General features: G+C 68.9%; 26 protein-coding genes. 17 read left to right on the plus strand and 9 right to left on the minus strand.

Features of this window, described 5'->3' with window-relative positions; translation table 11 throughout:
• From HHL28_RS06805 to tatC, 7 genes are all read left to right on the plus strand, one after another.
• Window positions 1-687: a site-2 protease family protein gene (locus HHL28_RS06805; protein WP_075769112.1), complete on the plus strand. Its 687-nt coding sequence runs from the start codon at window positions 1-3 to the stop codon at window positions 685-687.
• Window positions 688-693: 6 nt separating this feature from the next.
• Window positions 694-1,509, plus strand: coding sequence for a segregation and condensation protein A (locus HHL28_RS06810; protein WP_075769111.1), 816 nt, complete (start codon window positions 694-696; stop codon window positions 1,507-1,509).
• 3 nt (window positions 1,510-1,512) lie between these two features.
• Window positions 1,513-2,118: an SMC-Scp complex subunit ScpB gene (scpB, locus tag HHL28_RS06815; RefSeq protein WP_075769110.1), complete on the plus strand. Its 606-nt coding sequence runs from the start codon at window positions 1,513-1,515 to the stop codon at window positions 2,116-2,118.
• A 245-nt stretch (window positions 2,119-2,363) separates the two neighbouring features.
• A complete protein-coding gene (locus HHL28_RS06820) occupies window positions 2,364-3,482 on the plus strand; it encodes an ABC transporter ATP-binding protein (RefSeq protein WP_404326691.1) in 1,119 nt (372 codons plus the stop codon).
• Window positions 3,483-3,627: 145 nt separating this feature from the next.
• Window positions 3,628-3,825: a twin-arginine translocase TatA/TatE family subunit gene (locus HHL28_RS06825; RefSeq protein WP_404326693.1), complete on the plus strand. Its 198-nt coding sequence runs from the start codon at window positions 3,628-3,630 to the stop codon at window positions 3,823-3,825.
• 33 nt (window positions 3,826-3,858) lie between these two features.
• Complete coding sequence (gene tatB, locus HHL28_RS06830; RefSeq protein WP_075769108.1) at window positions 3,859-4,341, plus strand: Sec-independent protein translocase protein TatB; 483 nt, start codon at window positions 3,859-3,861, stop codon at window positions 4,339-4,341.
• Window positions 4,342-4,345: 4 nt separating this feature from the next.
• Window positions 4,346-5,161, plus strand: coding sequence for a twin-arginine translocase subunit TatC (gene tatC / locus HHL28_RS06835; protein ID WP_404326694.1), 816 nt, complete (start codon window positions 4,346-4,348; stop codon window positions 5,159-5,161).
• 52 nt (window positions 5,162-5,213) lie between these two features.
• Here tatC and HHL28_RS06840 read toward each other — a convergent pair whose 3' ends face one another.
• Window positions 5,214-5,612: a RidA family protein gene (locus tag HHL28_RS06840; RefSeq protein WP_075769107.1), complete on the minus strand. Its 399-nt coding sequence runs from the start codon at window positions 5,610-5,612 to the stop codon at window positions 5,214-5,216.
• Between the two features lie 170 nt (window positions 5,613-5,782).
• Between HHL28_RS06840 and HHL28_RS06845 the strand changes: the two genes are divergently transcribed.
• The 5 genes from HHL28_RS06845 to HHL28_RS06865 all read left to right on the plus strand — a co-directional run bounded on the left by HHL28_RS06845 (window position 5,783) and on the right by HHL28_RS06865 (window position 8,603).
• On the plus strand, window positions 5,783-6,373 hold the full coding sequence (locus HHL28_RS06845) for a TetR/AcrR family transcriptional regulator (protein ID WP_075769106.1): 591 nt from the start codon (window positions 5,783-5,785) through the stop codon (window positions 6,371-6,373).
• 52 nt (window positions 6,374-6,425) lie between these two features.
• Window positions 6,426-6,959 (plus strand): mismatch-specific DNA-glycosylase, encoded by a 534-nt coding sequence (locus HHL28_RS06850; RefSeq protein WP_075769105.1) that lies wholly within the window; start codon window positions 6,426-6,428, stop codon window positions 6,957-6,959.
• A 116-nt stretch (window positions 6,960-7,075) separates the two neighbouring features.
• Complete coding sequence (locus tag HHL28_RS06855; protein WP_404326697.1) at window positions 7,076-7,882, plus strand: hypothetical protein; 807 nt, start codon at window positions 7,076-7,078, stop codon at window positions 7,880-7,882.
• 78 nt (window positions 7,883-7,960) lie between these two features.
• The gene (locus tag HHL28_RS06860) at window positions 7,961-8,272 is read left to right on the plus strand and encodes a hypothetical protein (protein ID WP_075769104.1); all 312 of its coding nucleotides are present in this window, start codon (window positions 7,961-7,963) and stop codon (window positions 8,270-8,272) included.
• 28 nt (window positions 8,273-8,300) lie between these two features.
• Entirely contained in the window at window positions 8,301-8,603 is a 303-nt protein-coding gene (locus HHL28_RS06865; protein ID WP_404326699.1) for a hypothetical protein, read from the plus strand.
• Window positions 8,604-8,824: 221 nt separating this feature from the next.
• Here the strand turns inward: HHL28_RS06865 and HHL28_RS06870 are convergent, their stop codons facing one another.
• The gene (locus HHL28_RS06870) at window positions 8,825-9,166 is read right to left on the minus strand and encodes a hypothetical protein (RefSeq protein ID WP_075769103.1); all 342 of its coding nucleotides are present in this window, start codon (window positions 9,164-9,166) and stop codon (window positions 8,825-8,827) included.
• A gap of 195 nt (window positions 9,167-9,361) precedes the next feature.
• Between HHL28_RS06870 and HHL28_RS06875 the strand changes: the two genes are divergently transcribed.
• Window positions 9,362-9,763 carry a hypothetical protein gene (locus HHL28_RS06875; RefSeq protein ID WP_075769102.1) on the plus strand — a complete coding sequence of 134 codons (402 nt, stop codon included), beginning with the start codon at window positions 9,362-9,364 and terminating at the stop codon, window positions 9,761-9,763.
• A 4-nt stretch (window positions 9,764-9,767) separates the two neighbouring features.
• Window positions 9,768-12,062 carry an SF1B family DNA helicase RecD2 gene (gene recD2 / locus HHL28_RS06880; RefSeq protein ID WP_075769101.1) on the plus strand — a complete coding sequence of 765 codons (2,295 nt, stop codon included), beginning with the start codon at window positions 9,768-9,770 and terminating at the stop codon, window positions 12,060-12,062.
• Here recD2 and HHL28_RS06885 read toward each other — a convergent pair.
• Entirely contained in the window at window positions 11,948-12,583 is a 636-nt protein-coding gene (locus HHL28_RS06885; protein WP_075769100.1) for a LexA family protein, read from the minus strand. The genes recD2 and HHL28_RS06885 overlap by 115 nt on opposite strands.
• Before the next feature lie 222 nt (window positions 12,584-12,805).
• On the minus strand, window positions 12,806-13,690 hold the full coding sequence (locus HHL28_RS06890) for a YqaJ viral recombinase family protein (RefSeq protein ID WP_075769099.1): 885 nt from the start codon (window positions 13,688-13,690) through the stop codon (window positions 12,806-12,808).
• A gap of 181 nt (window positions 13,691-13,871) precedes the next feature.
• Between HHL28_RS06890 and fliN the strand changes: the two genes are divergently transcribed.
• Window positions 13,872-14,189 carry a flagellar motor switch protein FliN gene (fliN, locus tag HHL28_RS06895; RefSeq protein ID WP_075769098.1) on the plus strand — a complete coding sequence of 106 codons (318 nt, stop codon included), beginning with the start codon at window positions 13,872-13,874 and terminating at the stop codon, window positions 14,187-14,189.
• Window positions 14,190-14,396: 207 nt separating this feature from the next.
• Here the strand turns inward: fliN and HHL28_RS06900 are convergent, their stop codons facing one another.
• The 3 genes from HHL28_RS06900 to HHL28_RS06910 all read right to left on the minus strand — a co-directional run bounded on the left by HHL28_RS06900 (window position 14,397) and on the right by HHL28_RS06910 (window position 16,738).
• The gene (locus HHL28_RS06900) at window positions 14,397-15,095 is read right to left on the minus strand and encodes a Crp/Fnr family transcriptional regulator (RefSeq protein WP_083698789.1); all 699 of its coding nucleotides are present in this window, start codon (window positions 15,093-15,095) and stop codon (window positions 14,397-14,399) included.
• A gap of 99 nt (window positions 15,096-15,194) precedes the next feature.
• A complete protein-coding gene (locus HHL28_RS06905) occupies window positions 15,195-15,704 on the minus strand; it encodes an isoprenylcysteine carboxyl methyltransferase family protein (protein ID WP_075769097.1) in 510 nt (169 codons plus the stop codon).
• A gap of 11 nt (window positions 15,705-15,715) precedes the next feature.
• Window positions 15,716-16,738 carry a type III polyketide synthase gene (locus HHL28_RS06910; RefSeq protein ID WP_404326703.1) on the minus strand — a complete coding sequence of 341 codons (1,023 nt, stop codon included), beginning with the start codon at window positions 16,736-16,738 and terminating at the stop codon, window positions 15,716-15,718.
• 207 nt (window positions 16,739-16,945) lie between these two features.
• Between HHL28_RS06910 and HHL28_RS06915 the strand changes: the two genes are divergently transcribed.
• On the plus strand, window positions 16,946-17,650 hold the full coding sequence (locus HHL28_RS06915; RefSeq protein ID WP_075769095.1) for a DUF502 domain-containing protein: 705 nt from the start codon (window positions 16,946-16,948) through the stop codon (window positions 17,648-17,650).
• A 95-nt stretch (window positions 17,651-17,745) separates the two neighbouring features.
• Here the strand turns inward: HHL28_RS06915 and trpE are convergent, their stop codons facing one another.
• On the minus strand, window positions 17,746-19,260 hold the full coding sequence (gene trpE / locus HHL28_RS06920) for an anthranilate synthase component I (RefSeq protein ID WP_075769094.1): 1,515 nt from the start codon (window positions 19,258-19,260) through the stop codon (window positions 17,746-17,748).
• Between the two features lie 52 nt (window positions 19,261-19,312).
• Window positions 19,313-21,157, minus strand: coding sequence for a peptidylprolyl isomerase (locus HHL28_RS06925; RefSeq protein WP_169654904.1), 1,845 nt, complete (start codon window positions 21,155-21,157; stop codon window positions 19,313-19,315).
• A 232-nt stretch (window positions 21,158-21,389) separates the two neighbouring features.
• Here HHL28_RS06925 and tpiA point away from each other — a divergent pair, with 232 nt between their 5' ends.
• Window positions 21,390-22,145 carry a triose-phosphate isomerase gene (tpiA, locus tag HHL28_RS06930; protein ID WP_075769092.1) on the plus strand — a complete coding sequence of 252 codons (756 nt, stop codon included), beginning with the start codon at window positions 21,390-21,392 and terminating at the stop codon, window positions 22,143-22,145.
• Window positions 22,146-22,163: the final 18 nt, after the last annotated feature.

Raw genomic sequence — 22,163 nt, forward strand, 5'->3', positions numbered from 1 at the left:
ATGGACGAGATTTCCGGCTTCATCCAGGCCCTGACCGTGGTGCTGCTCCCCGGGCTGGTCGCCATCACCTTCCATGAGGCGGCCCATGGCTATGTGGCCAAGCGCTTCGGGGACAACACGGCCTACATGCTGGGCCGGGTGACCTTCAACCCGCTGAAGCACATCGACCCGTTCGGCACCATCATCCTGCCCCTGATCATGTTCTTCACCACAGGGTTCCTGTTCGGCTGGGCCAAGCCCGTGCCGGTGGATTTCCGGAACCTGCGTGACCCGAAGCGGGACATGATCTGGGTGGCCCTGGCCGGGCCCGGTGTGAACATCTTCCTGGCCTTGATGTCCGCCTTCCTGCTGCACACCGTGCCGCTGATGCCGGAGGCCGCGCAGGAGTGGTTCCACCAGAACCTGCTGTTCTCCGTCCAGATCAACGTGTTGCTGGCCGTCTTCAACATGCTGCCGCTGCCGCCGCTGGATGGCGGGCGGGTGGTGACGGGGATCCTGCCCGGCCGGCTGTCCTACCAGTTCGCCAGCATCGAGCGCTATGGCATGCTGATCCTGCTGGCGGCCGTGTTCCTGGTGCCCTTCACTGCCCAGCAGCTCGGGTACAGCTTCAACCCGCTGTTCTATGTGCTGCTGCCGCCCATGGACTTCATCACGGACCTGATCGTCCGCGTGGCCGGGCTGACCTGACCTCCCATGGCGGACCCGTTGAGCCCAGACCCGTTCGACCAGCCCGTGCGCGACGGGACGCCGGAGGTGGTGGCCGACGCGCCGCTGCTGCTGGCCATCGACGGTTACGAAGGTCCCATCGACCTGCTGCTGACCCTGGCGCGCGACCAGAAGGTGGACCTGACCCGGGTCAGCATCCTGCAACTGGCCGACCAGTACCTGTCCTTCGTGGAGACGGCCAAGCGCCTGCGCCTGGAGTTGGCGGCGGACTATCTCGTGATGGCGGCCTGGCTGGCTTACCTGAAGTCCCGCCTGCTGCTACCCGAGCCGGAGACGGAGGAGCCCAGCGGCGAGGAGCTGGCCGCCGCCCTGGCTTTCCAGCTCCAGCGGCTGGAGGCCATGCAGGGCGTGGCCGCCCGACTTCTGGCCCGGCCCCGGCTGGGCCGCGACGTCTTCGCCCGCGGCGCGCCGGAGGACATGCCGGTGCTGGAGAAGCGCATCCATGAGGTGTCGCTCTACGACCTGCTGAAGGCCTATGGCGAGCACAAGCAGCGCCAGATGAAGCAGGGCCCCCTGACCATCGCCGCCACCGAGCTGTATTCCATTGAGGACGCGGTGGCCCGGGTGGAGGCCATGCTGGGCAAGCTGCCGAGCTGGACCAAGCTCAGCAGCTTCCTGCCCGCTGGCTGGCGCAGCGGCGGGGTGAAGACCCGCTCCGCCCTGGCCAGCACCTTCGTCGCCACGTTGGAGCTGGCCAAGGCCGGCCGGCTGGAGATTCGCCAGGAGGGGGCGTTCGGCCCCATCTTCCTGCGCACCCCGCAATCCCAGGAAGGGGGCACCTGACCCATGCCCATCCCCGACGACCGCAACCAGCAGCTCCGCCTCGTGGAGGCCATCCTCTTCGCCAGCGCCGACCCGGTGCCGGAAGAGGCGCTCCAGGCCCGTTTCGGGGAGGGGGTACAGGTGCGGGAGCTGCTGCTGGACCTGCAGGCGCTGTATGAGCACCGTGGCGTGAACCTGTCCGCCATGGGCGGCCGCTGGGCCTTCCGCACCGCCCCCGACCTGGGCGAGCACTTGCGCAGTGAGACGGAAGTGACGGCCAAGCTGTCCCGCGCCGCCATCGAGACCCTGGCCATCATCGCCTACCACCAGCCGGTGACCCGGGCGGAGATCGAGAGCATCCGCGGCGTGGCCACCAGCAAGGGCACCCTGGACATCCTGATGGAGGCGGGCTGGATCAAGCCGGGCCGCCGGCGGGAAACGCCGGGCCGGCCGGTCACCTGGGTGTCCACGCCCCATTTCCTGGACCATTTCGGCCTGGAGTCCCTGCGCGACCTGCCGGGGGTGGAGGATCTGCGCGCCGCCGGCCTGCTGGACAGCCGTTCCGGCATGGGTCCGCTGGCGCCGGTCGCCCTACCGGCGGAGGCCGAGCCGGAACCCGCCGAGGGCTGAGGGCGGGGGCCGGCGCAACAGGCCCATTGTCGCACGCGACTGATAATGGTTTGCATTCTGCGCTGGGCGTGACTTAATGGGCGGATATGGCCCCGCTCCCCGGGGCGCGATGTGGGTTCGTCGGCCATCATGGATGCGACGTTTCTGTCTCCCCCCGTTCCCGTTCTCCCCTCTGGCGCAGCCTGTCCGCGAGGGTGGAGGCTGCTGCCCCGGCCAAGGTCCCGGCTCGGGAACGTGGCAGCCCGGTGGACGCCCTGGGCCCCCGGCAGGCGCCGGCCGCGGCGGAGCTGCGGCCTGCCCTGGCTTTGGAGCGGGTAAGCCACCGCTACAAGGCCAAGGTAGCGGTGGACGATGTCAGCCTGCACATCGCCTCGGGGGAGATCGTCTGCCTGGTCGGCCCGTCGGGCTGTGGCAAGTCCACGCTGCTTCGCCTCGCGGCGGGGCTGGAGCGGCTGCAGCAGGGTACCGTCGCCATCGCCGGGAAGACCATTGCCGATCCGTCCGCGAGCCTGCCGCCGGAGCGGCGGGGAATCGGCCTGGTGTTCCAGGACTTCGCCCTGTTCCCGCACCTGACCGTGCTGGACAATGTCCGCTTCGGCCTCAACAAGCTGCCGCCCGCCACCCAGAAGGAGCGGGCGCTGGCCGCCCTGAAACAGGTGGGCATGGAGGCCTATGCCGCCGCCTACCCGGACGCCCTGTCCGGCGGGCAGCAGCAGCGGGTGGCTCTGGCCCGCGCCATGGCGCCCCAGCCGGCGGTGCTGCTGCTGGATGAGCCCTTCTCCGGCCTGGACACCCGCCTGCGTGAGACGATCCGGGACGAGACGCTGCATGTGCTGAAGCAGAGCGGGGCCGCCACACTGGTCGTCACCCACGACCCGGAGGAGGCCATGTTCCTGGCCGACCGCATCGCCCTGATGCGCGACGGCCGCATGGTCCAGGTGGGCAAACCGGTGGATCTCTACACCAAGCCTGTCTGCATCTTCGCCGCCAGCTTCTTCGGGGAGGTGAACCGCCTGCGCGGCACCGTCCGCCAGGGCCGGGTGGAGACGCCGGTGGGCAGCGTTCCGGCGGCCCGGCACGCGGACGGCACGGCCGTGGACGTGCTGATCCGGCCGGAGGGCCTGCGCCTGTCCGCCGACCCGGCCGCCGGCCCGGATGGGCGGCTGCCGTACCTGGCCCGGGTGGAGGCGGCCCGGCTGTTGGGGCGCACCAGCCTGGTGCATCTGCGGGTTTCGGACGGGCAGGGGGGCATCCACCTGCATTCCCGCATGCCCGGCCAGTTCCTCCCCGAGGAGGACAGCCATGTCTCGGTCACGCTCGACCCGCAACAGGCCTTCGTCTTTTCCGCAAGCGACCCCATGTAACGGGTGGCGTTGAGGTGTGGGGGGCGGCGTTGCGGCCCCCGACCCTTTCTGCCATTATCCCGCGCCAGCGTCCGGGGCGCCCCCGAACTGCGGAGAAAGCATAATGTCCATCGGTATTTGGCAGCTCGTCCTCGTGCTCGTTATCGTGCTCCTGCTCTTCGGGGCGGGGAAGCTGCCGCGGGTCATGGGTGACCTCGCCAAGGGCATGAAGAACTTCAAGCAGAACCTGAAGGAAGGCGAGGAGACGGAAGCGGTGGACGCCGGCCGGGCCATCCGGTCCGACACCGCCGTGCCGCCCGCGTCCACCCAGGGCACCGCCTCCAAGGAAGAGGCCAAGGGTTGAGGCCGGCCCCGTCACCTCTAGGACGCTGCCGCCATGCTTGACATCGGTTGGTCGGAGATCGCCGTCATCGCCGTGGTGGCCCTGCTGGTCATCGGGCCGAAGGACCTGCCGCGGGCCCTGGCGACCGTGGGCAAGTGGGTGCGCAAGGCACGCATGCTGGCCCGGGAGTTCCAGTCAAACGTGGATGAGATGGTCCGGCAAGCGGAACTGGAAGACCTGCGCAAGCAGGTGGACGAGGCCCGCAGCTTCAACCTGGCCACCCAGTTCGAGAAGACTGTGGACCCGGACGGCGGCCTGCGGAACGCGCTGAAGGTCGACGACACACCACGCCCCACCGCGGTGGATGCGGGCCGGGAGGCTGACAAGGCCCCGGCACCGGCGGCGCTTCCCCCGGCCCAGCCGGTGCCGACCCTGGAGGCCGACCCGGTGCCGGTCGCGGCCCCCGTCGCCCCGGCGGCCCCCGCCGAGGCCGCCCCGCTGCCCAAGGCGGCAGGCGACACTGCGGCGCGAGGCTGACCCCATGGCGATGCACAACATGCCCGCCGGCGAGGAAGAGGTCGATGCCAGCAAGATGCCGCTGCTCGACCACCTGATCGAGCTGCGCAACCGGCTGGTCTACAGCCTTGCAGCCCTGTTCATCGCTTTCCTTCTCTGCTTCTACTTCGCGGAAGCGATCTACAAGCTGCTGATGTACCCGCTGGTGCTGGCCTATGGCCCGGACGCGCAGAACCGGCGGATGATCTACACGGCGCCGCAGGAGGCGTTCCTGACCTATGTGAAGGTGGCGTTCTGGGGCGGGGCGCTGATCTCCTTCCCCATCATCGCCAACCAGGTCTGGAAATTCGTCGCCCCCGGCCTCTACAAGCACGAGAAGAAGGCGTTCCTGCCGTTCCTGGTGGCAACGCCGGTCCTGTTCAGCATCGGCGGGCTGCTGGTCTATTTCTTCATCATGCCCATGGCCCTGCGCTTCTTCATCGGCTTCGAGTCCGCCGGCGGTGAAGGAAGCCTCGCCATCGTGGCTGAGACGCGGGTGGCCGAGTACCTGTCGCTGGTGATGACGCTGATCTTCGCCTTCGGCATCGCGTTCCAGCTGCCCGTGTTGCTGACCCTGCTGGCCCGGGTGGGGCTGGTGACGGCGGACGGGCTGGCGTCCAAGCGGCGCTACGCCGTCGTCATCATCTTCGTCGCCGCGGCCATCCTCACCCCACCGGACGTGATCAGCCAGGTGGGCTTGGCCATCCCGCTGATCCTGCTCTACGAGGTCTCGGTCTTCATGGCCCGCCGGATCGAGAAGCAGCGCGCGGCGGCCGAGGAAGCCGAGGACGAGGCGGTCTGACGGCTGCACCGGGGCGGCATGGCAGGCGTTCGCCATGCCCCCAGGCAAGCGGTCAGCGCCCCGTGGGGATGCGGGCGATAACCTTGATCTCGAAGTCGAAGCCTGCCAGCCAGGTCACGCCGACCGCGGTCCAGTTCGGATAGGGCGGCGCCCCGATCAATTTGTTCCGCACCTCCATGAAGGTGGCGAACTGTGACGCCGGGTCGGTGTGGAAGGTGGTGACGTCCACCACGTCCCCGAAGCCGCACCCGGCCGCGGTCAGCACGGCGGCAAGGTTGTCGAAGGCAAGCCGGACCTGGGCGGCGTAGTCGGGTTCGGGCGTGCCGTCCATCCGGCTGCCCACCTGTCCCGAGACGAACAGCAGGTCGCCGGAGCGGATCGCCGCGGAATAGCGGTGCTGCTCATAAAGCGCGTGGCGGCCGGGCGGGAAGATCGCTTGGCGTTCGGGCATTGGACTGCTCCAGGTTGCTCTATGGGTCCGTGCGGTACGGGAGCGCGGGGGAGGGCCGGATTTTTTGGCCCTTCCCGGCGAGAGACCGTTTCGCGTACGGTGCGTATGTGATGGCATCACACATACGCTGCGTATGTCAATGCTGCTTTGAGTAAGGCGAGGAGCAGGGGATGGTCGGGAAACGGCGGGCGGAGATGATGGAGGAGACCCGGGCCAAGCTGGTCCGCGCCGCCCGCAAGGCCTTTGCCGAGCAAGGATATGCCGCCGCGTCCATGGATGAGCTGACGGCCACGGTGGGCCTGACGCGCGGCGCCCTCTATCACAATTTCGGCGACAAGCGCGGCCTGCTGCTGGCGGTGGTCAACCAGATCGACGGGGAAATGGCTGCCCAGGCCCGCGCCGTCGGCGCCCGGGCGGGCAATGCCTGGGAAGGGCTGCTGGCGGAGGGCATCGCCTATATCGAGATGGCGCTGGAGCCGGAGGTGCAGCGCATCGTGCTGCTGGACGGGCCGGCCTTCCTGGGGGACCCGTCGCTCTGGCCTAGCCAGAACAACTGCCTACAGGAGACGCGGCGGACGGTGGAACGGCTGGTAGCCCAGGGCATCGTCAAGCCGGTGGACCCGGAGGCCGCCGCCCGCCTGCTGAACGGGGCCGCGCTCAACGCCGCCTTGTGGGTGGCGGCCAGCCCGAACCCGCAGGAGGTGCTGGCCAAGGCGGTGGAGGCGTTCCGCTGCCTGGCGGGCGGCCTGCTGAAGCCCTGAGCGGCAGCGGCCATGGCTTGAAGTGCGGGACGGCGGGTGCCAGCTTCAGCGCATGATCCTGCCTGACGTGCTGGCCCCCGGCCTCGACCTCGTGCTGTGCGGCACGGCGCCGTCCCGCATCTCCGCCGCCAAGGCGGCCTATTACGCCAACCCCGGCAACCGGTTCTGGCCCACCCTGCATGAGGTGGGTCTGACGCCATGCCGGCTGGACCCGGCGGAGTACCGGCGGGTGCTGAATTACGGCATCGGCCTGACCGACCTGAACAAGACCGAGTTCGGCTGCGACCACGACCTGACCCCCGGAGCCTATGACGTGGCCGGGTTCAGGGCGAAGATGCTTGCCTGCCGGCCGACGGCCATCGCCTTCGACAGCAAGAACGCGGCGAAGGCGTTCTTCCGTGCCCCCGTCGTGCCCTATGGGCGGCAGGACGTGACCCTTGAGGGGATCGTGATCTTCGTCGTGCCGTCGCCATCCGGGCTGGCACGGCGCTTCTTCGACCTGGGTCCCTGGCAGGAACTGGGGGATTTCGTGGCCCGGCTGAGGAACCGGCGCGAAGAAGTGGGGGGTGCCTCGCAAAGGGGTTAAGGGCCCGATCTGTTCTTGGTCTGTTCTTGCAAGCTGCGAGTTTGCAGCCATATATTGGTCTCCCGAGTCGCCGTCCCCGGGTAGGGCATGAGGCGACCGGCAGGAGGCTGATCAGCATGGTGAAGATGACCAAAGGGCCCGCCGACCAGACCGCCGCGCCGCAGGAGAATCCCGCGGCGGCCGACGTGGCCAAGAGCAAGAGCGAGAAGGTGGTGGCCCTGCGTGAGCATCTGGGCCTGTGGAACCGCCTGAAGCGGACCGACCCGAAGGCGACGAAGCCATTCCAGCGGTCCGGCGGCTTCCGCGGCACCCAGATCGACCCCACCTGGCGCCTGCAGCAGATGACCGAGCAGTTCGGGCCCGTGGGCCAGGGCTGGGGCTATGAGCAGACCGAGTGGACCGTCGTCGAGCGCATGGTCTTCGTCTGCGTCAAGGTCTGGTACCGCGACCCGGAGAACGGCACCGTCGCCTGGACGGGCCCGCAGTGGGGCGGGACGGAGCTGGTGCGCCGCCGCCGCGACGGCTCGGAGGAGCCGAACGACGAGGCGTTCAAGATGTCCATCACCGACGCGGTGGGCAAATGCCTGGTCCAGCTCGGCCTGGCGGCGGACGTCCATATGGGCCAGTTCGACGACAGCAAGTACCGGGAGGAGTCGGAGGCCTATTTCACGGCCAAGGCCAACCCGGACACCCAGCCCGCCGCTGTGGAGGCCTTCGAGGCCCAGATCAAGGCGAAGCTGGACAAGGTGGCCGACCTGGACGCGCTGGACACCCTCTGGCGCAGCGGTACCGCCACCCGGGTGCGGGAGATCGGCTTGGTGGACAAGGCCGCCCAGCACCGCATCACCAGCCACTTCGCCCAGAAGAAGGCGGAGATCCTTGCGAACGAGCGCGCCCCGGGTCCCGGCCGCGAGGCCGCCTGAGGCCAGGGAGGAACGCACATGCCACGCCTGCCTTTCAGGAAGTGCGAATTCGCAGCTCAAGCGGCCCGGGCTGCTTCCATGTCCGGCACGGCGCCCAGCGGGCTGTTCGGCCGGGCGGCCTTCGAGCGCGACTTGCTGGAGCGCAGCCCGCGCCGCCCGACCTGGTGGGCTGACCCGCAGGCCCGCGATGCCCGCTACCGCGCCTGGGTGCAGGCGGAGGCCGGCGGCATGGTTGCCCAGTTGGGACGGTTGGAGCTGGCGGAGGCCGAGTCGGGTGTCGCCGCCAGCGTGCGGCGGGTGATGGCGGCCTGCGCGGAGGACATGGCCTGGGCAGAAGCCGGTTCAGGCCCACGCGAACAGGACGGGGATGCGCGGCGCGACGCCGCCTGACCGAGGGGGAACGAGGGGAATGGCTGTGATGACCGACAAGATGACCCTGGACCAGCTCCGCCGCCGGCTGCGCACCGTGCATGCCCGCCTGGGCATGGAAGGGCGGCTGGCGCTCACCCTGGACCAGGACGTGGGCGACCGCTGCTACGTCACCCATTGGGTCCGCCCCGACGGCAGCGCCTTTGAGGACTGCCGGGCCGTGGGGCAGGGCACGGTGGTGGAGTGTCTGGCGGCGCTGGAGCGCTATGCCGCCGCCTATCGGCCGCAGCTTACCGCCGAGGATGTGGGCCGCACCCTGGGCCTGCTGCCCCGCGGCCGACTGTCGGGCTGAAGGTCGCGGCGGAGTGACGGGCCGTGGGTGTGGCCACGCTTGCACCCATTCTCGCTAATCGCTCCAACTCTGGCTGGAGTGGAAGCCGAATCTTGCCGCCATGTCCCCTGCTCCAGAGGGAGAGGGGACGCAAGGGCGGCGTTCAGCCAACCTGCTTTGCCGCGGTGGCGACTTTCGAATTCGAAAGTCGGGCTCCGTTGGTATCCACCAGCCTCACGACCTCAGAACGGGATCGTCCCCCGCACCGGTTCCCGCATGCCGGTGAAGGGGAAGGGGTCCCGCCCCATCGCCCGGGCCTGCTTCACCCCGTCATAACGGCGGGCGTACTTGCCGATGAAACCCTTCTGGCAGGCGCGGCCGAAACGCTTGGCGGCGTCTTCGAACCGGTCCTCCGGCCGGACCCAACTGACATGCGGGGTGCCGGTGCGGGCGTCAGCGCGCAGGAAGCGGCCGATGCCGCGCTCGCCGTCGCGCACCCACTGGCCGGGTTGCAGATGCAGGGCACCCCGGGCCAGCAGCAGGCGGACCTGCGGGGTCAGCTCGATGGTGGGAAGGTAACGCATGGGGGGCCTCGCTGGGCCCCGTCCGGCATGGGTTCCGGCCGCCGCGGGCCTGAAAGGCTGCGGCATTCGGGGGCCCGGCGGGTCGGGGCTGATGTCTTGGGATTGTCACTTATATGGGCATTTCCTCCTGGATGTTCCAGGTCTGTTCGCCTATCTTTTCCAGAACAGAACAGGAACATATTGGAGCATCGCCCCATGGCTATCGCAGCCGCCACCGCTGGCCGCAGCCGTCCCAACACGCTTCCTTCCGTGGCGGACCGCGTCGCCTTGGCCCTTTCCCGCGGCACGCTGATGCAATGGCTGCAAGTGGAGGACGGGGCCCAGGCCGCGGAGGCCAAGGCGCTGCTGTCCGCCGCCAAGGCCAAGCACATCCAGGTGCTGACCGACGCGCAGGTGGCGGAGCGCCACGCCAAGGCCCTGGCCGAGGTCACCGCCCGTGCCTTCGCCACCACACCGGCCCCGGTCGCACCGGTGATCGAGGTGGAGGAGGCGCCGAAGCCTGCCGCCCTGAAGTCTCGCCGAAAGGCCGTCGCGGCGCCGAAGCCCACCGCCCGCCGGGCTCCCGCCCACCATCCGATCCCCATCGCCGCGGAGTGAAGGAATGCCGCCGCTCGACACCGGCACGGACCGCTATGACCTCTCCGGGACCGTGGAACGCGTGACGTTCCACAACCCGGACACGGGCTTCAGCGTGCTGAAGGTGAAGGCGCGCGGCCACCAGAAGCCCGTCGCCGTCGTCGCCCACGCCCCCTCCATCGAGCCGGGAGAGCGGCTGCGGGCCCGGGGCACCTGGGTGCATGACCCGAAATACGGGTTGCAGTTCAAGGCGGAGGAGGTGACCTCCACCTTGCCGCGCACGGTGGATGGGATCGAGCGCTACCTGGGGTCCGGCCTGATCGAAGGGGTGGGGCCGATCCATGCCGCCAAGCTGGTGGAGGCATTCGGGGAACAGACCCTCGACGTGATCGAGCGGCAGCCCTGGCGACTGCGCCAGGTCAGCGGCATCGGCCCGGTGCGGGCTGAGTGCATCCGCAGCGCCTGGAGCCACCAGCAGACCCTGCGCGACCTCGTCCTGTTCCTGGGCACACACGGCATCGCGCCGGAGCGGGCCTTGCGCATCCACCAGGCCTATGGCGGTGCCGCCCTGGCCCGGGTCAGTGCCGACCCGTACCGCGTGGCGGCGGACGTGCGCGGCTTCGGCTTCGAGGCGGCGGACGGCTTGGCCCAGTCGCTGGGCTTGGCGCCGGACGACCCGCAGCGCTTGCAGGCGGGCTTGCGCCACTTGCTGGACGCGGCGGCGGAGGAGGGGAGCTGCGGCCTGTCGGAGGCGGAGCTGCTGGACCGCGCCGCCGGCCTGCTGGGGGCGGAGACGCCGAAGCTGATGCGGGCGCTGACGACCGAGGTGGAGGCCGGCACCATCGTGGTGGAGGAGCTGGGCGGGGAGCGCTGCGTGTTCCCGGCTTGGCTGCACCGGACGGAGCGGTCCGTGGCCAACCGGCTTGTGGCCCTGTCCCGTGGGACGCTGCCCTGGCCGGCCTTCGAGGTGACGCCGGCCCTGGCCACCCTGGCGGTGGAGACGGGCATGGTCCTGGCCCCCAGTCAGCAGGCAGCGCTGGAAGCGGTGCTGCGCTCCAAGGTCTGCGTCATGACCGGCGGCCCCGGCGTGGGCAAGACCACCCTGGTGAACACGGTGGTCAAGGTGCTGCGCGCCCGCGGGGTGGAGGTGGCCCTGGCCGCGCCCACCGGCCGCGCGGCCAAACGGCTGGCGGAGGCGACGGGACATGAGGCCCGCACCATCCACCGCCTTCTGGAGGTGGACCCGAATGGGGGCTTCCGCCGCAACCAGGACCGGCCCCTGCCCATCGACTTGCTGGTGGTGGATGAGGTGTCCATGTTGGACGTGCGGCTGATGGCCTCCCTGTTGGCCGCGCTGCCGCTGCGGGCGGCGCTGCTGCTGGTGGGGGACGTGGACCAGTTGCCCTCTGTCGGCCCGGGTCGGGTGCTGGGCGACGTCATCGCGTCCGGCACCATCCCCGTGGTGCGCCTGCGCGAGGTGTTCCGCCAAGCGGCGGAGAGCCGGATCATCCAGGCCGCCCACCGGGTCAACGCCGGGGAGCGGCCCCTGCCGCCCGCAGCCGGGGAGGAGAGCGACTTCTACCTGGTGGAAAGCCGCAGTGCCGACGGCTGCCTGGACAAGCTGTTGCAGATGGTCACCAAGCGCATCCCGGAGCGGTTCGGCCTGGACCCGGTCAAGGACGTGCAGGTGATCTGCCCCATGAACAAGGGCGGCCTGGGCACCCGCGCCCTGAACGCCGCCCTGCAACAGGCCCTCAACCCCGCCACCGGCCCCCGCCTGCACCGCGGCCCCTATGCCTATGCCGTGGGGGACAAGGTCATGCAGGTGGAGAACGACCATGAACAGGACGTCTTCAATGGCGACATGGGCGTGGTCACTGCCGTGGACCTGGACAACCAGGCCCTGACGGTGGAGTTCGACGGGAGGCCGCTCCGCTACGCCGGTGGGGACCTGGAACGGCTGTCCCTGGCCTATGCCGTCACGGTGCACAAGGCGCAGGGGTCGGAGTACCCGGCCGTGGTCATCCCCCTGACCCTGCAGCATGCGCCGCTGTTGCAGCGGACCCTGCTCTATACCGGCATCACCCGCGGGCGGAAGCTGGTGGTGCTGGTGGGGGACGGGAAGGCGCTGGAACATGCGGTGCGCAACGTGCGCGCCCGGCCTCGGCGGTCCACCCTGGCCACCCGGCTGAAGGAGGCCCTGGCTCAGGCCCGCAAGGCGCGGACCAGCTGGACCGCCACCCCGGCGACGGAGGCGCCATCATACAGCATGGGGCAGCAGCTCGAATCCGTGCTGACCGGCACCAGCAGCGGCGGGTAATAGCGGTAGCCGCAGGCCTCCTCCCCGTCCAGCACCACCACCATGTCGCCGTTGCGGGCGGGGACCGTATCCGCCGGCTCCACCACCACATGGTCCTGGGGCAACCAGCCACCGGCGTTCATGTGCAGGCTGGTGATGCGCATGGCGAAGGCGCGGGGGCTGGGGACGGGGTCGGCAGGCACGGTGGGCGTGCCGCCGCGCAGCAGCTTCTCCAGGAACGCCATGCCATCACGCTCCGGCAGGGCCAGCAATTCCTTGGCCGCCTGCGCCTCCAGCACCGGCACGCGGGCGGCGGAGGGGAAGGCGGGCTCTTCCAGGAAGCGGGGCTCCCGGCCCGCGGCAAGGGCCAGACGGCCGATGGTGTCGGCGCTGGGTAGGCTGGCCGTGGCGGGGTCCTTCAGGAAACGGGTGATGTTGGTGGGCGTGACCTCGGCAAGCCGGGCCCAGGCGGCGGCGGTCCAGCGCCGCTCCGCCATCACGTCCCGCATCCACCCCGACAGTGCCTTCCGCACCCGGTCCATGGCCTACCCCTCTGCTCATCCGAGGTCACCAGGGTGGTAGGGAGGATGCGATTTCGCAAGCTTTGGCCGGTGGACAGGCTTGTGGATTACGGTGATTGATGCGGAATCGCAGTGGATCGGAGGTCGGGTCAGGCGCTCCAAGTCGTAGTCCGACAGCCCATAACATCTTGATTCAACATCGGATTCTGCGGGCGAAAGCGCGCTAATCCGACCGACGATCCCTCACAGCCAGGAAATTTCCTTATCCGACATCGGATCACCCCAGGGCTCCGCCTTTGCGGTGTATTGCGGGGAAACCCGGCCGAATCGGAGGGTGATCCTGCCGTCGCGGGACCGGCTGAGATAGAGGCCCTCCGCGACAAAGGCGATGCGGGCGTCCTCCGGCATCAGCGCCTTCAGCCCTGCCTCAGCAGCCCGGTAGGCGGCCCAATCCTCCCGGCATGTCAGCAAGGTGGCCGCATGGGATGCGAACTCGTTGTGGCGACCCATGTCCACGATCCGCATCTGGTCAAGGTCGGGGGCTGGGACGGGCAGGGGATCGCCGGGCTCGATGTCATTCTCCACATGCCACCAGAAGGCCTGGAGGTTTTCCATCAGCCTCGCCTGGTCCGGCGCGCTGTAGGGGATGGCAAGCCAGGAGTAGGAGCCGGGCCGCAGGATGGACAGCACCGCCTTGTCCAATCCCGCGACCAGCATCTGGTGCTGGACCTGCCAGTAATACTGCTCCCCCAACTCCTCATCCGATTTTGGGCTGCCGCAGAACTTGGCTTCCAACAGCGTGTCGGGCTTGGCGAAGGGGTCGAGGGGGAATGCCTCCCAAGTCAGGAAATCCGGGTGGCAGACCAGCCAATCATGCTGCGAGTGGGCATAGCTGCGCCCGTTGGCAGGCAGGCAGGGCAGGCCGGTGCGGCGTTCCCAGAACTTCGGGTGCAGCGCCTCCGTCACGATGCCGATCTGCACGGCGGGGACGAAGTCCAAATTGTCCGGCTCTACCCGGCCCGTCTTCTCCAGCCAGAGCTGGTGCCAATCCCCGGCCATGACCCGCGTCGCGTCAGAGGAGCCGAGGCGGCGGGAACGGTATTGGCGCTGGTCCGGACTGATGGCCATGGGATGGCTTATCCTCGTGCACTGCGGAGTCGCTGTCATTTGGTGATTTGTTCCGGTCAGGCAACGTGAATGCCTGCGCAGTCGCAGTGTCCATCGCCACGTCCCATGTTTTGCCCCGACGGGGTGCCCCTGTTATGCTATGTCTACCCCATACAGGCGTGACCCGGCGGAGCGTGCGGCCATGGCGGACCAGGACGATATCGACGCGATGTTCGGAGAGGCAGGCGGGGCCAACCCGGCCAAGGCCGCGCCCGAGGCGATGGAGATCAGCGCCGTCTATGACACGGAGGTGGAGGTCAGCGTGGTGCTTGGCACCTCGACCATCCGTGTGCGTGACCTGCTGAAGCTGGGCCGCGGTGCCATCGTGGAACTGGACCGCAAGATCGACGACCTCAGCGACATCATCGTTTCCGGCCGCATGGTGGGGCGGGGGGAGGTGACGATCGTGGAGGACAAGATCGCCGTGACCTTCCGGGAATTCGCTCGCATCAACGGGTAAAGGTCGGGCGGCATCCCCCCGGGGAATGCGCGCAAAAAGAAAGCCGGCTGACGAATCAGCCGGCGAAGATGAAGGGAGCCTCATAAGGAGGTTGCTAAACCGTGGCAGCGCTGCCACGGTCAAGCCCTCTCTATATAGACCCTGGCATCGGTGAAGAAAAGATAAAAAGCGTGTGCCTCAGGCCACACATTAGGGGGTCTACTCCCCTCAATCGCCGCGTACTTCTTCCACCATCGCCTCCAACTTCTCGAAATCGCGGATAAGCAGGCTGTTGCCATGCCGTTCGACGATGTGGTCGCGGGCCAAGTCGCTCATCACCCGCGCCACGGTTTCCCGCGTGGTGCTGACACGGCTGGCGATGTCGCTGTGGATGGGTACCGGGGTGATCTCCGCCGTGTTGTCCGGCTTCAGGCCCGGCTTGGCAAGACGCAGCAGCTCGGCATGGACCCGGTTGTTGGCGCCCAGGGTGCTGAGGTCCATGATTCGGCCGGTGGAGGCACGGACGATGCGCGCCAGCCGCTTCATCACCTGCCATGCCACCTCCGGGTGCTTGGTCACCGTTTCCTGGAACAGGCGCGGCGACATGAAGGCGACATGGGTCTCCGTCAGCGCCACGATGCTGGCGGAGCGCGGTTCCCCGTCTATGGCGGACAGTTCCCCCAGGTAACCGCCGGCGTTCACGTCGTCGAAGGTGATCTCCCGGCCCGAGAGGGAATAGTTCACCACCCGGACCCGGCCCTCCACGATCATGCAGACGTCCCGGCTTTCCGAGGCACGGTCGATGATCTGCTCCCCCGGGTGGAAGTGGCGCCAGCTGCACTGCCGCGCGAGGGACGCCCGCTCCTCTGCCGTGCAGGCGCGGAACAGGTCGATATGGTCGAGGCTGGCGGGATGAAGCTCGGTCACGGGAGGTGCTTTCCGCTATGGGACCTTGGCAGGATACCCCATACGGTTCCAGCGGCAAACCTCCCCTCGTGAATGAATTGCCCTGCGAGGCGCAGCGGCTCAGGCGGTACCGCGCCGGGGCGCCAGGGCCGACTCCTCGACCCGGATGCGCCACGCCAGCAAGGCCGCGTTCAGCAGGCTGAAGACCACGGCAACCTCCCACGCCCCGAAGGCCAGGGGCAGCACCGCGATCTCCCCCGTCACGATGAGGTAGTTGGGATGGCGGACGAAGCGGAAGGGCCCGCCTCGGACCAGGGGAGCGGTGGGCAGGGTGATGATGCGGGTCGTCCAGTAGGGGCCCAGGGTGGCGATCACCCAGACGCGGCCAAGCTGTAGCACCAGGAAGACGGCCAGCAACGCCCATGAGACAGGCGCGTCCCCAGGCACAAGGGTGAACAGGGCCAGCAGCCAGGCCGTGTGCAGCAATGGGAACAGCGGATAGTGCCCGGCGCCGATCTCCACCGCGCCCATGTCCTTCAGGTGGCGGGTGTTCCGGGCGGCAAGGACGAGTTCGGCGATGCGCTGGGCGGCCACCAGCAGCACGACCAATTGCGGCAGGCCGGGTTCCATGGCTGCCTCCCTCACAGGTCCAGCAGGGCCATGCCGGCGGTGAAGCCGGGGCCCAGCGCCATCATCAGGTGGGGTCCCCTGGCGCCGCTGGCGATCCGCCGTTCCAGCACGAACAGGGCCGTGGCGGCGGACATGTTGCCATGTTCCCGCAGCACCTCCCGCGCCTCGCCGAGCCCCTCATGGCAGGGGGCCAGGACCTCGGCAAGGGAATCCAGCACCTTGGCCCCGCCGGGATGGCAGACGGTGCCGGCCAGGCTCTCCCTCGTGTGGCCATTGCGCTCCAGGAACGTTTCCATCACGGGACCGAAACGGTCCCGCACCAGGGCGGGGATGCTCTGGCTGAAGATCACGCCCATGCCGTCGGGCTCCACGCTCCACCCCATGATGCCCAGCGTGTCCGGCCAGGTATGCTCCCCCCAGGCCGTCACCGCAGGGCCTCGGCCGTCCGGGTCGGCCCGGAACAGGCAGGCGGCCCCGCCATCGCCAAACAGGGCAGTGGCGATGACGTTGGCCTTGGAGAGGTCGTTGTGCCGGAAGGACAGGGCGCACAACTCCACCACCAGGAACAGCACCGTTTTGCCCGGCATGCTGGCCGCCCAGTTGGCGGCGCGTGACAGGCCGATCACCCCACCGGCACAGCCCAGGCCGAAGACGGGCAGCCGCTGCACGTCCCGCCGCAAACCCATCCGCTCCATCAGCAGGGCGTCCAGGCTGGGGGTAGCGATCCCGGTGGAGGAGACGCAGAGGATGGCATCGATGGCATTGGCTTGCAGGTCGGCCCGGGCCAGGGCCTTGCGGGTAGCCTGCTCCAGCACGTCCAGGGCGCTGTCCAGGTAGACGGCATTGCGCTCCGGCCAGCCGCGGGGCTGCATGTACCAGTCGATGGGCACGCAGGAGAACCGAGCGTCGATTCCGGCGTTGGTGAAGACGGGGGCGAGCCGGTCGAAGTCCCGCAGCCTGTCCGCGAACACTTGGCGGGCCGCGTCCCGGGTCAGTTCCTGCGGGAAACGGTAGGGTGGGGTGGCCGTGGCCATCCCAATCAATCTTGCTGTCGCCATCATGCCCCCGGAAGGGTAGGACCCGTGTCTGTCAGGTCAACGGTGCGGGACGGCGAAAAGTCACCCATCGGTAACCGATTTAGTGCAAAAAAGGGTGGCCGGGTCTGGTGGAACAAACAGAGTTTGCTCACATGCTTAACCCTGGTCCCCTAGGCTGGGGTGGCCGGCACGAGAAGGGGTACCATGGGCCAGTCACCGTTGATTCCCATCCACCGACGCTGGGGGATGAGCCTTGCCGCGCGGCTGAGGGCCTACCTGTTCGCCGGCATCCTGGTGACGGCACCCATCAGCATCACCCTCTATATCGCCTGGATCATCATCGACGCCGTGGACCGTATGGTCTCCGGGATCATCCCGGCGGCCTATAACCCGGAAAGCCTGCTGCCCGTCACCATCCCAGGCGTCGGCCTGCTGGTGGTGCTGGTCTTCCTGATCCTGGTGGGCATGTTCGCCGCCGGCTTCGTCGGCCGCGGGCTGGTGCATATCGGCGAGGGGGTGGTGGGTCGGATGCCCGTCCTGCGCGGCATCTATTCCAGCGTGAAGCAGATCTTCGAGACGGTCCTGGCCAACAAGTCCAACGCCTTCCGGGAGGTGGTGCTGGTGGAGTTCCCCCGCCGGGGCGCCTGGACCATGGCCTTCGTCACCGCGCCGACGACGGGGGAGGTGAAGGACCTGGTCGGCGATGACGAGTTGCTGAACGTCTTCGTCCCCACCACCCCCAACCCAACCGGCGGCTACCTGCTGTTCGTGCCGCGACGGGAGGTGCGCACCCTGACGATGACGGTGGAGGAGGGGCTGAAGTTCATCATTTCCGGCGGCATCGTCACCGGCCCGGACCGACGCCCGGTGCCGGAGCAGGACCGGCAGAAGCTGCTGGCGGGGGAGTGAGCAGGTAGGTCGGATTAGCGACCGGAGGTCGCGTAATCCGACGGCAAGGATAACCCCCGGGATGTCGGATTACGCCGCAGGGCGGCTAATCCGATCTATGACCCGCTTCGTTCCCGGGCGAAGCGGACAGCTTCCTCCGCCGCCTTGAACAGGGCCTTGGCCTTGTTCACCGTCTCCTGGTACTCGGCCTCCGGGTCGCTGTCGGCCACCACGCCGCCGCCCGCCTGCACATACATCATCCCGTCCTTCAGCACGGCGGTACGCAGGGCGATGCAGGTGTCCATGGTGCCGTTAGCGGCGAAATAGCCGATGCAGCCGCCATAGATGCCGCGGCGGGTCTTCTCCAACTCGTCGATGATCTCCATGGCCCGGATCTTGGGCGCGCCGGAGACGGTACCGGCGGGGAAGCCGGCCACCAGGGCGTCCACGGCGGTGAAGCCGGGGTCCACCTTGCCCTCCACGTTGGAGACGATGTGCATGACGTGGCTGTAGTACTCGATGGTGAACTTCTCCGTCACCACCACGGTGCCCGTCTGCGCCACCCGGCCCACGTCGTTGCGGCCCAGGTCCAACAACATCAAATGTTCCGCCAGCTCCTTCGGGTCGGACAGCAGCTCGGCCGCCAGGGCCTTGTCCTCCGCCGCGTCGCGGCCTCGGCGGCGGGTGCCGGCGATGGGGCGGATGGTGACGGTGTTGTCGCGCAGGCGCACCAGGATCTCCGGGCTGGCCCCGACCACGGCCAGGTGCCCGAAATCCAGGTAGAACATGAAGGGCGACGGGTTCAGCCGACGCAGCGCCCGGTACAGGGCGAAGGCCGGCAGGGTGAAGGGCACGGAGAACCGTTGGCTGGGCACCACCTGGAAGATGTCGCCGGCGCGGATGTACTCCTTCGCCTTCTCCACGATGCCATGATACTCCTGCCGCGCCGTGTTGGAGCTGGGCGGGGGCAGGGGGCTGACGTCCCAGTCTGTCTCATGGGCCGCGGGAACCGGCCCGTCCAGGTCGGCCAGCGCCTCCGCCAACCGGGCCTTCGCCGCCTCATAGGCGTCCGCGGCACTCATGCCCGGCACCGGGCGGACCGGGGTCACGATGGTGACCACGTTCTCGATCCCGTCAAAGATCGCCATGATGGTCGGCCGGATCAGGAAGGCGTCGTCCAGGTCCAGCTCATCCGGGTTGCTGTCCGGCAGCTTCTCCATCAGCCGGACCATGTCATAGCCCAGATAGCCGAACAGGCCCGCCGACATGGGCGGCAGCCCCTCCGGCAGGTCGATCCGGCTCTCCGCCAGCAGGTCCGACAGGGCCTTCAGCGGGTGCCCCGGATGGGGTTGGAAGGCGTCCGGGTCCGTATCCGGGCTGCGGTTGATCTCCGCCACCGTGCCGCGGCAGCGCCAGATCAGGTCGGGCTTCAGCCCGATCAGGGAATAGCGGCCCCGGATGGAGCCGCCGGTGACCGACTCCAGCAGGAAGGCGTTCTTCCGGCCGCGGCCCAGCTTCAGCATGGCCGAGACGGGCGTGTCCAGGTCGCTGACCAGCCGCGTCCACATCACTTGCGCCTGACCGGCGTCATAGGCGGTGACGAAGGCGGGCTGTTCGGGATAGCTGCGCAAGGCCGTCACTCCGGCTGGCGGTACATCTGGTCGATGGCGGCGCGGTTCACCGTCACGCCATAGCGGGCGCGAAGGGCGGCCAGGTACTCGCCGGCCAGGTCGCCGGCCAGGGTCTCGGCCGCCTGGGTGCGGATCGCCTCCACCTGGGCCGCGTTCGCGGCGGGATCGACGGGGACCACCTGCACCAGCTTGGCCACGACATAGCCGTCCGCCGTCTCACCGGAAGCGACGGCGTTGGGCTGCGCGGCGAACAACTCCGCCAGGACGCCCGGGGAACCGGGGCGTTGCGGCCGGCATTGCGCAGCAGCGGCTGCGTGCGGGCGAACAGGGCACCCTTCAACCCGGCCGCGGTGGCGGCGGGATCGGCGCCCTCCTTCAGCTTGGCCACGATCTCGTCCGCCTTCGCCTTGGCGGCAACCGACCGCTGCTCTGCCTTCCAATCGGCGATGACCTGGGCCTTCACCTGGTCCAGGGGGCGGAGCTGGGCGGGCTCCACCATCCCGACCTGGACGGCGTAATAGCTGTTGGCCTCACCCTCCTTCACGCCGCTGTTCTCCCCGGACTTCAGGGAGAAGCCGTTCTCCAGCACCGGGGCCAGGGTGGCGCCGAGCTGGGCGGCGGCGGGCAGGGGCTTGCCGTCGGGGCCGTTGCCCTGGTTGTCCACCCGTTCCAGGGTGGTGACTTTGGCACCCACCTGGCCAGCGGCCTCCTCCAGGCTCGCGCCCCCGGCCAGGGCGTCGTCCAGCTTGGTGGAGGCCTGGAAGACCTGGTCCAGGGCGCGCTCACGGCGCAGCTCCGCCCGGAGTTCCTCCTTGACCTCATCATAGGTCCTGGTGCCCCCGACCTTCACGTCCTTCACGGTAAGGACGTGGAAACCGAAGGCCGACTCCACCGGGCCCACATTGGTGCCCGCGGCGGCGGAGAAGACGGGGTCGGCCAGTTCGGGCGGCAGGGCGTCCTTTGTGCTGTCCTCCAGGGTCACGGCCTCCAGGCCGGCATCCTTGGCCACCTGCTCCACGGTCCTGCCGCCGTTGAGAGCCGCAAGGGCCTTCTCGGCAGCCGCCTTGTCAGCGAAGACGGCCTGTACGATGCTGCGCCGCTCCGGCGTCACGAACTCCGCCGCGCGGTTGTCATAGGCGGCCCGGACATCCTCGTCCGACACCTCAATGCCGCCGGCCAGGGCGTCGGCGGTCAGGGTGGCCACCTGCAGGGTGCGGTACTCAGGTGCCGTGTAGCGCACGGCCTTGTCCTGGTGGTACTGGGCAACGGCCGCGTCGTCCGGATTGGCCGGCTCGGCCATGGCGGCGTTGGGGATGGTGACGACGTCGAAGACCCGCTGCTCCTGCCGGTAGCGGAACAGGGACTCCGCCAGGGTCTTGGAGCCGGCGGTACCGCCGGTGATGCCGCCCACCAGGGTGCTGCGGGCGATGTCGGAGCGCATCTGCTCCACGAAGGCCTGCTCGGTCAGGCCGTTCTCCGCCAGCACGGCGCGCATGACGTTGGGGTCGAACTGGCCAAGCCCGTTACGGAAGGCCGGGAAGGTGCTGGCTTCCCGGGCCACGGCTGCGTCGCCCACGCGCAGGCCCTGGTCCTTGGCGGCCAGGGACAGCAGGGTGCGCTGGATGATCTGCTCCAGGGCCCGGTCCACCAGGCCGAACTGGCGGGCCTGCTCGTCCGTCAGCTCCGGGCCGACGATCTGGCGCAGGCGGCGGATCTCCGACCGGTACTCCCGGTCCAGCTCCTGGGGCGTGATCTTGACGTCGCCGATCTCGGCGACACCGCCGCCGACCCCACCCGTGAGCGGGCCCATGCCCCAGAAGCCGAAGCTGACGATCAGCAGGATGAACAGGATCTTCACGACCCAGGAGCCGGCGGTGCCGCGGATGGACTGGAGCATTGGGAGTACGGGTCTTCTGGTTCGGGCGCACGCGCGCGGATACGCCGGGGGTTCCCGGAAAGCGGCGCATCATAGAGAGGCGGTTCCGTGGGGGCAAGCCTGGGGGACTTTGGCGCACCCCCTGCCGGGCCTGTGGCGTAACGGACCCTGGCCTGTTACAGCAGCGCCCATGATCGGCACGGCCAATCGTGCCGACCACGGACCGCCACGAGGGACTTAGGGGAGGACAGGCATGGCCGCGCGCCGCAAGCTGATCGCCGGGAACTGGAAGATGAACTGCCTGCGGGCGGAGGGGTTGGCCCTGGTGGGCGAGCTGTCACGCCGGCTCGAGTCGGCCAAGGACCCGGTTTTCGACATGCTGGTCTGCCCGCCCGCCACCCTGGTCGCCCCCGTGGCCGACGCGCTTAAGGGCGGGAAGCTGGCCGTGGGCGGCCAGGACTGCCATGCCAAGGAGAAGGGCGCCCATACCGGCGACGTCTCCGCCCCCATGCTGAAGGATCTGGGCTGCACGGCCGTGATCGTCGGCCACTCGGAGCGGCGCCAGGACCATGGGGAAACGGACGCGGTGGTGAAGGCCAAGGCCACCGCCGTGCATGTGGCCCACATGACCGCCATCATCTGCGTGGGTGAGACGGAGGCGGAGCGCGACGCCGGCAAGGCGGAAGACGTGGTGGCCGGGCAGCTGCGCGGCTCCATCCCCCAGGGTTCCAGCGCCGCGAACACCGTCATCGCCTATGAGCCGGTCTGGGCCATCGGTACCGGCCGCACCCCGACCAACGACGACATAGCGGCCATGCACGCCATGATCCGCCGCACGCTGGACGGGCTGGTTGCGCACCCCGAATCCGTGCGCATCTTATATGGCGGCTCCGTGAAGCCCTCCAACGCCGTGGAGATCATGGCGCTGGCCGATGTGGACGGGGCCCTGGTGGGCGGGGCCAGCCTGAAGGCGGACGACTTTTGGGCCATTGCGGAATCTTGCCGCTAGCGCTCCGCCGCCTGAGCT

Origin of the sequence: Aerophototrophica crusticola (assembly GCF_012913305.1) — a bacterium.
GTDB lineage: Bacteria > Pseudomonadota > Alphaproteobacteria > Azospirillales > Azospirillaceae > Niveispirillum > Niveispirillum crusticola.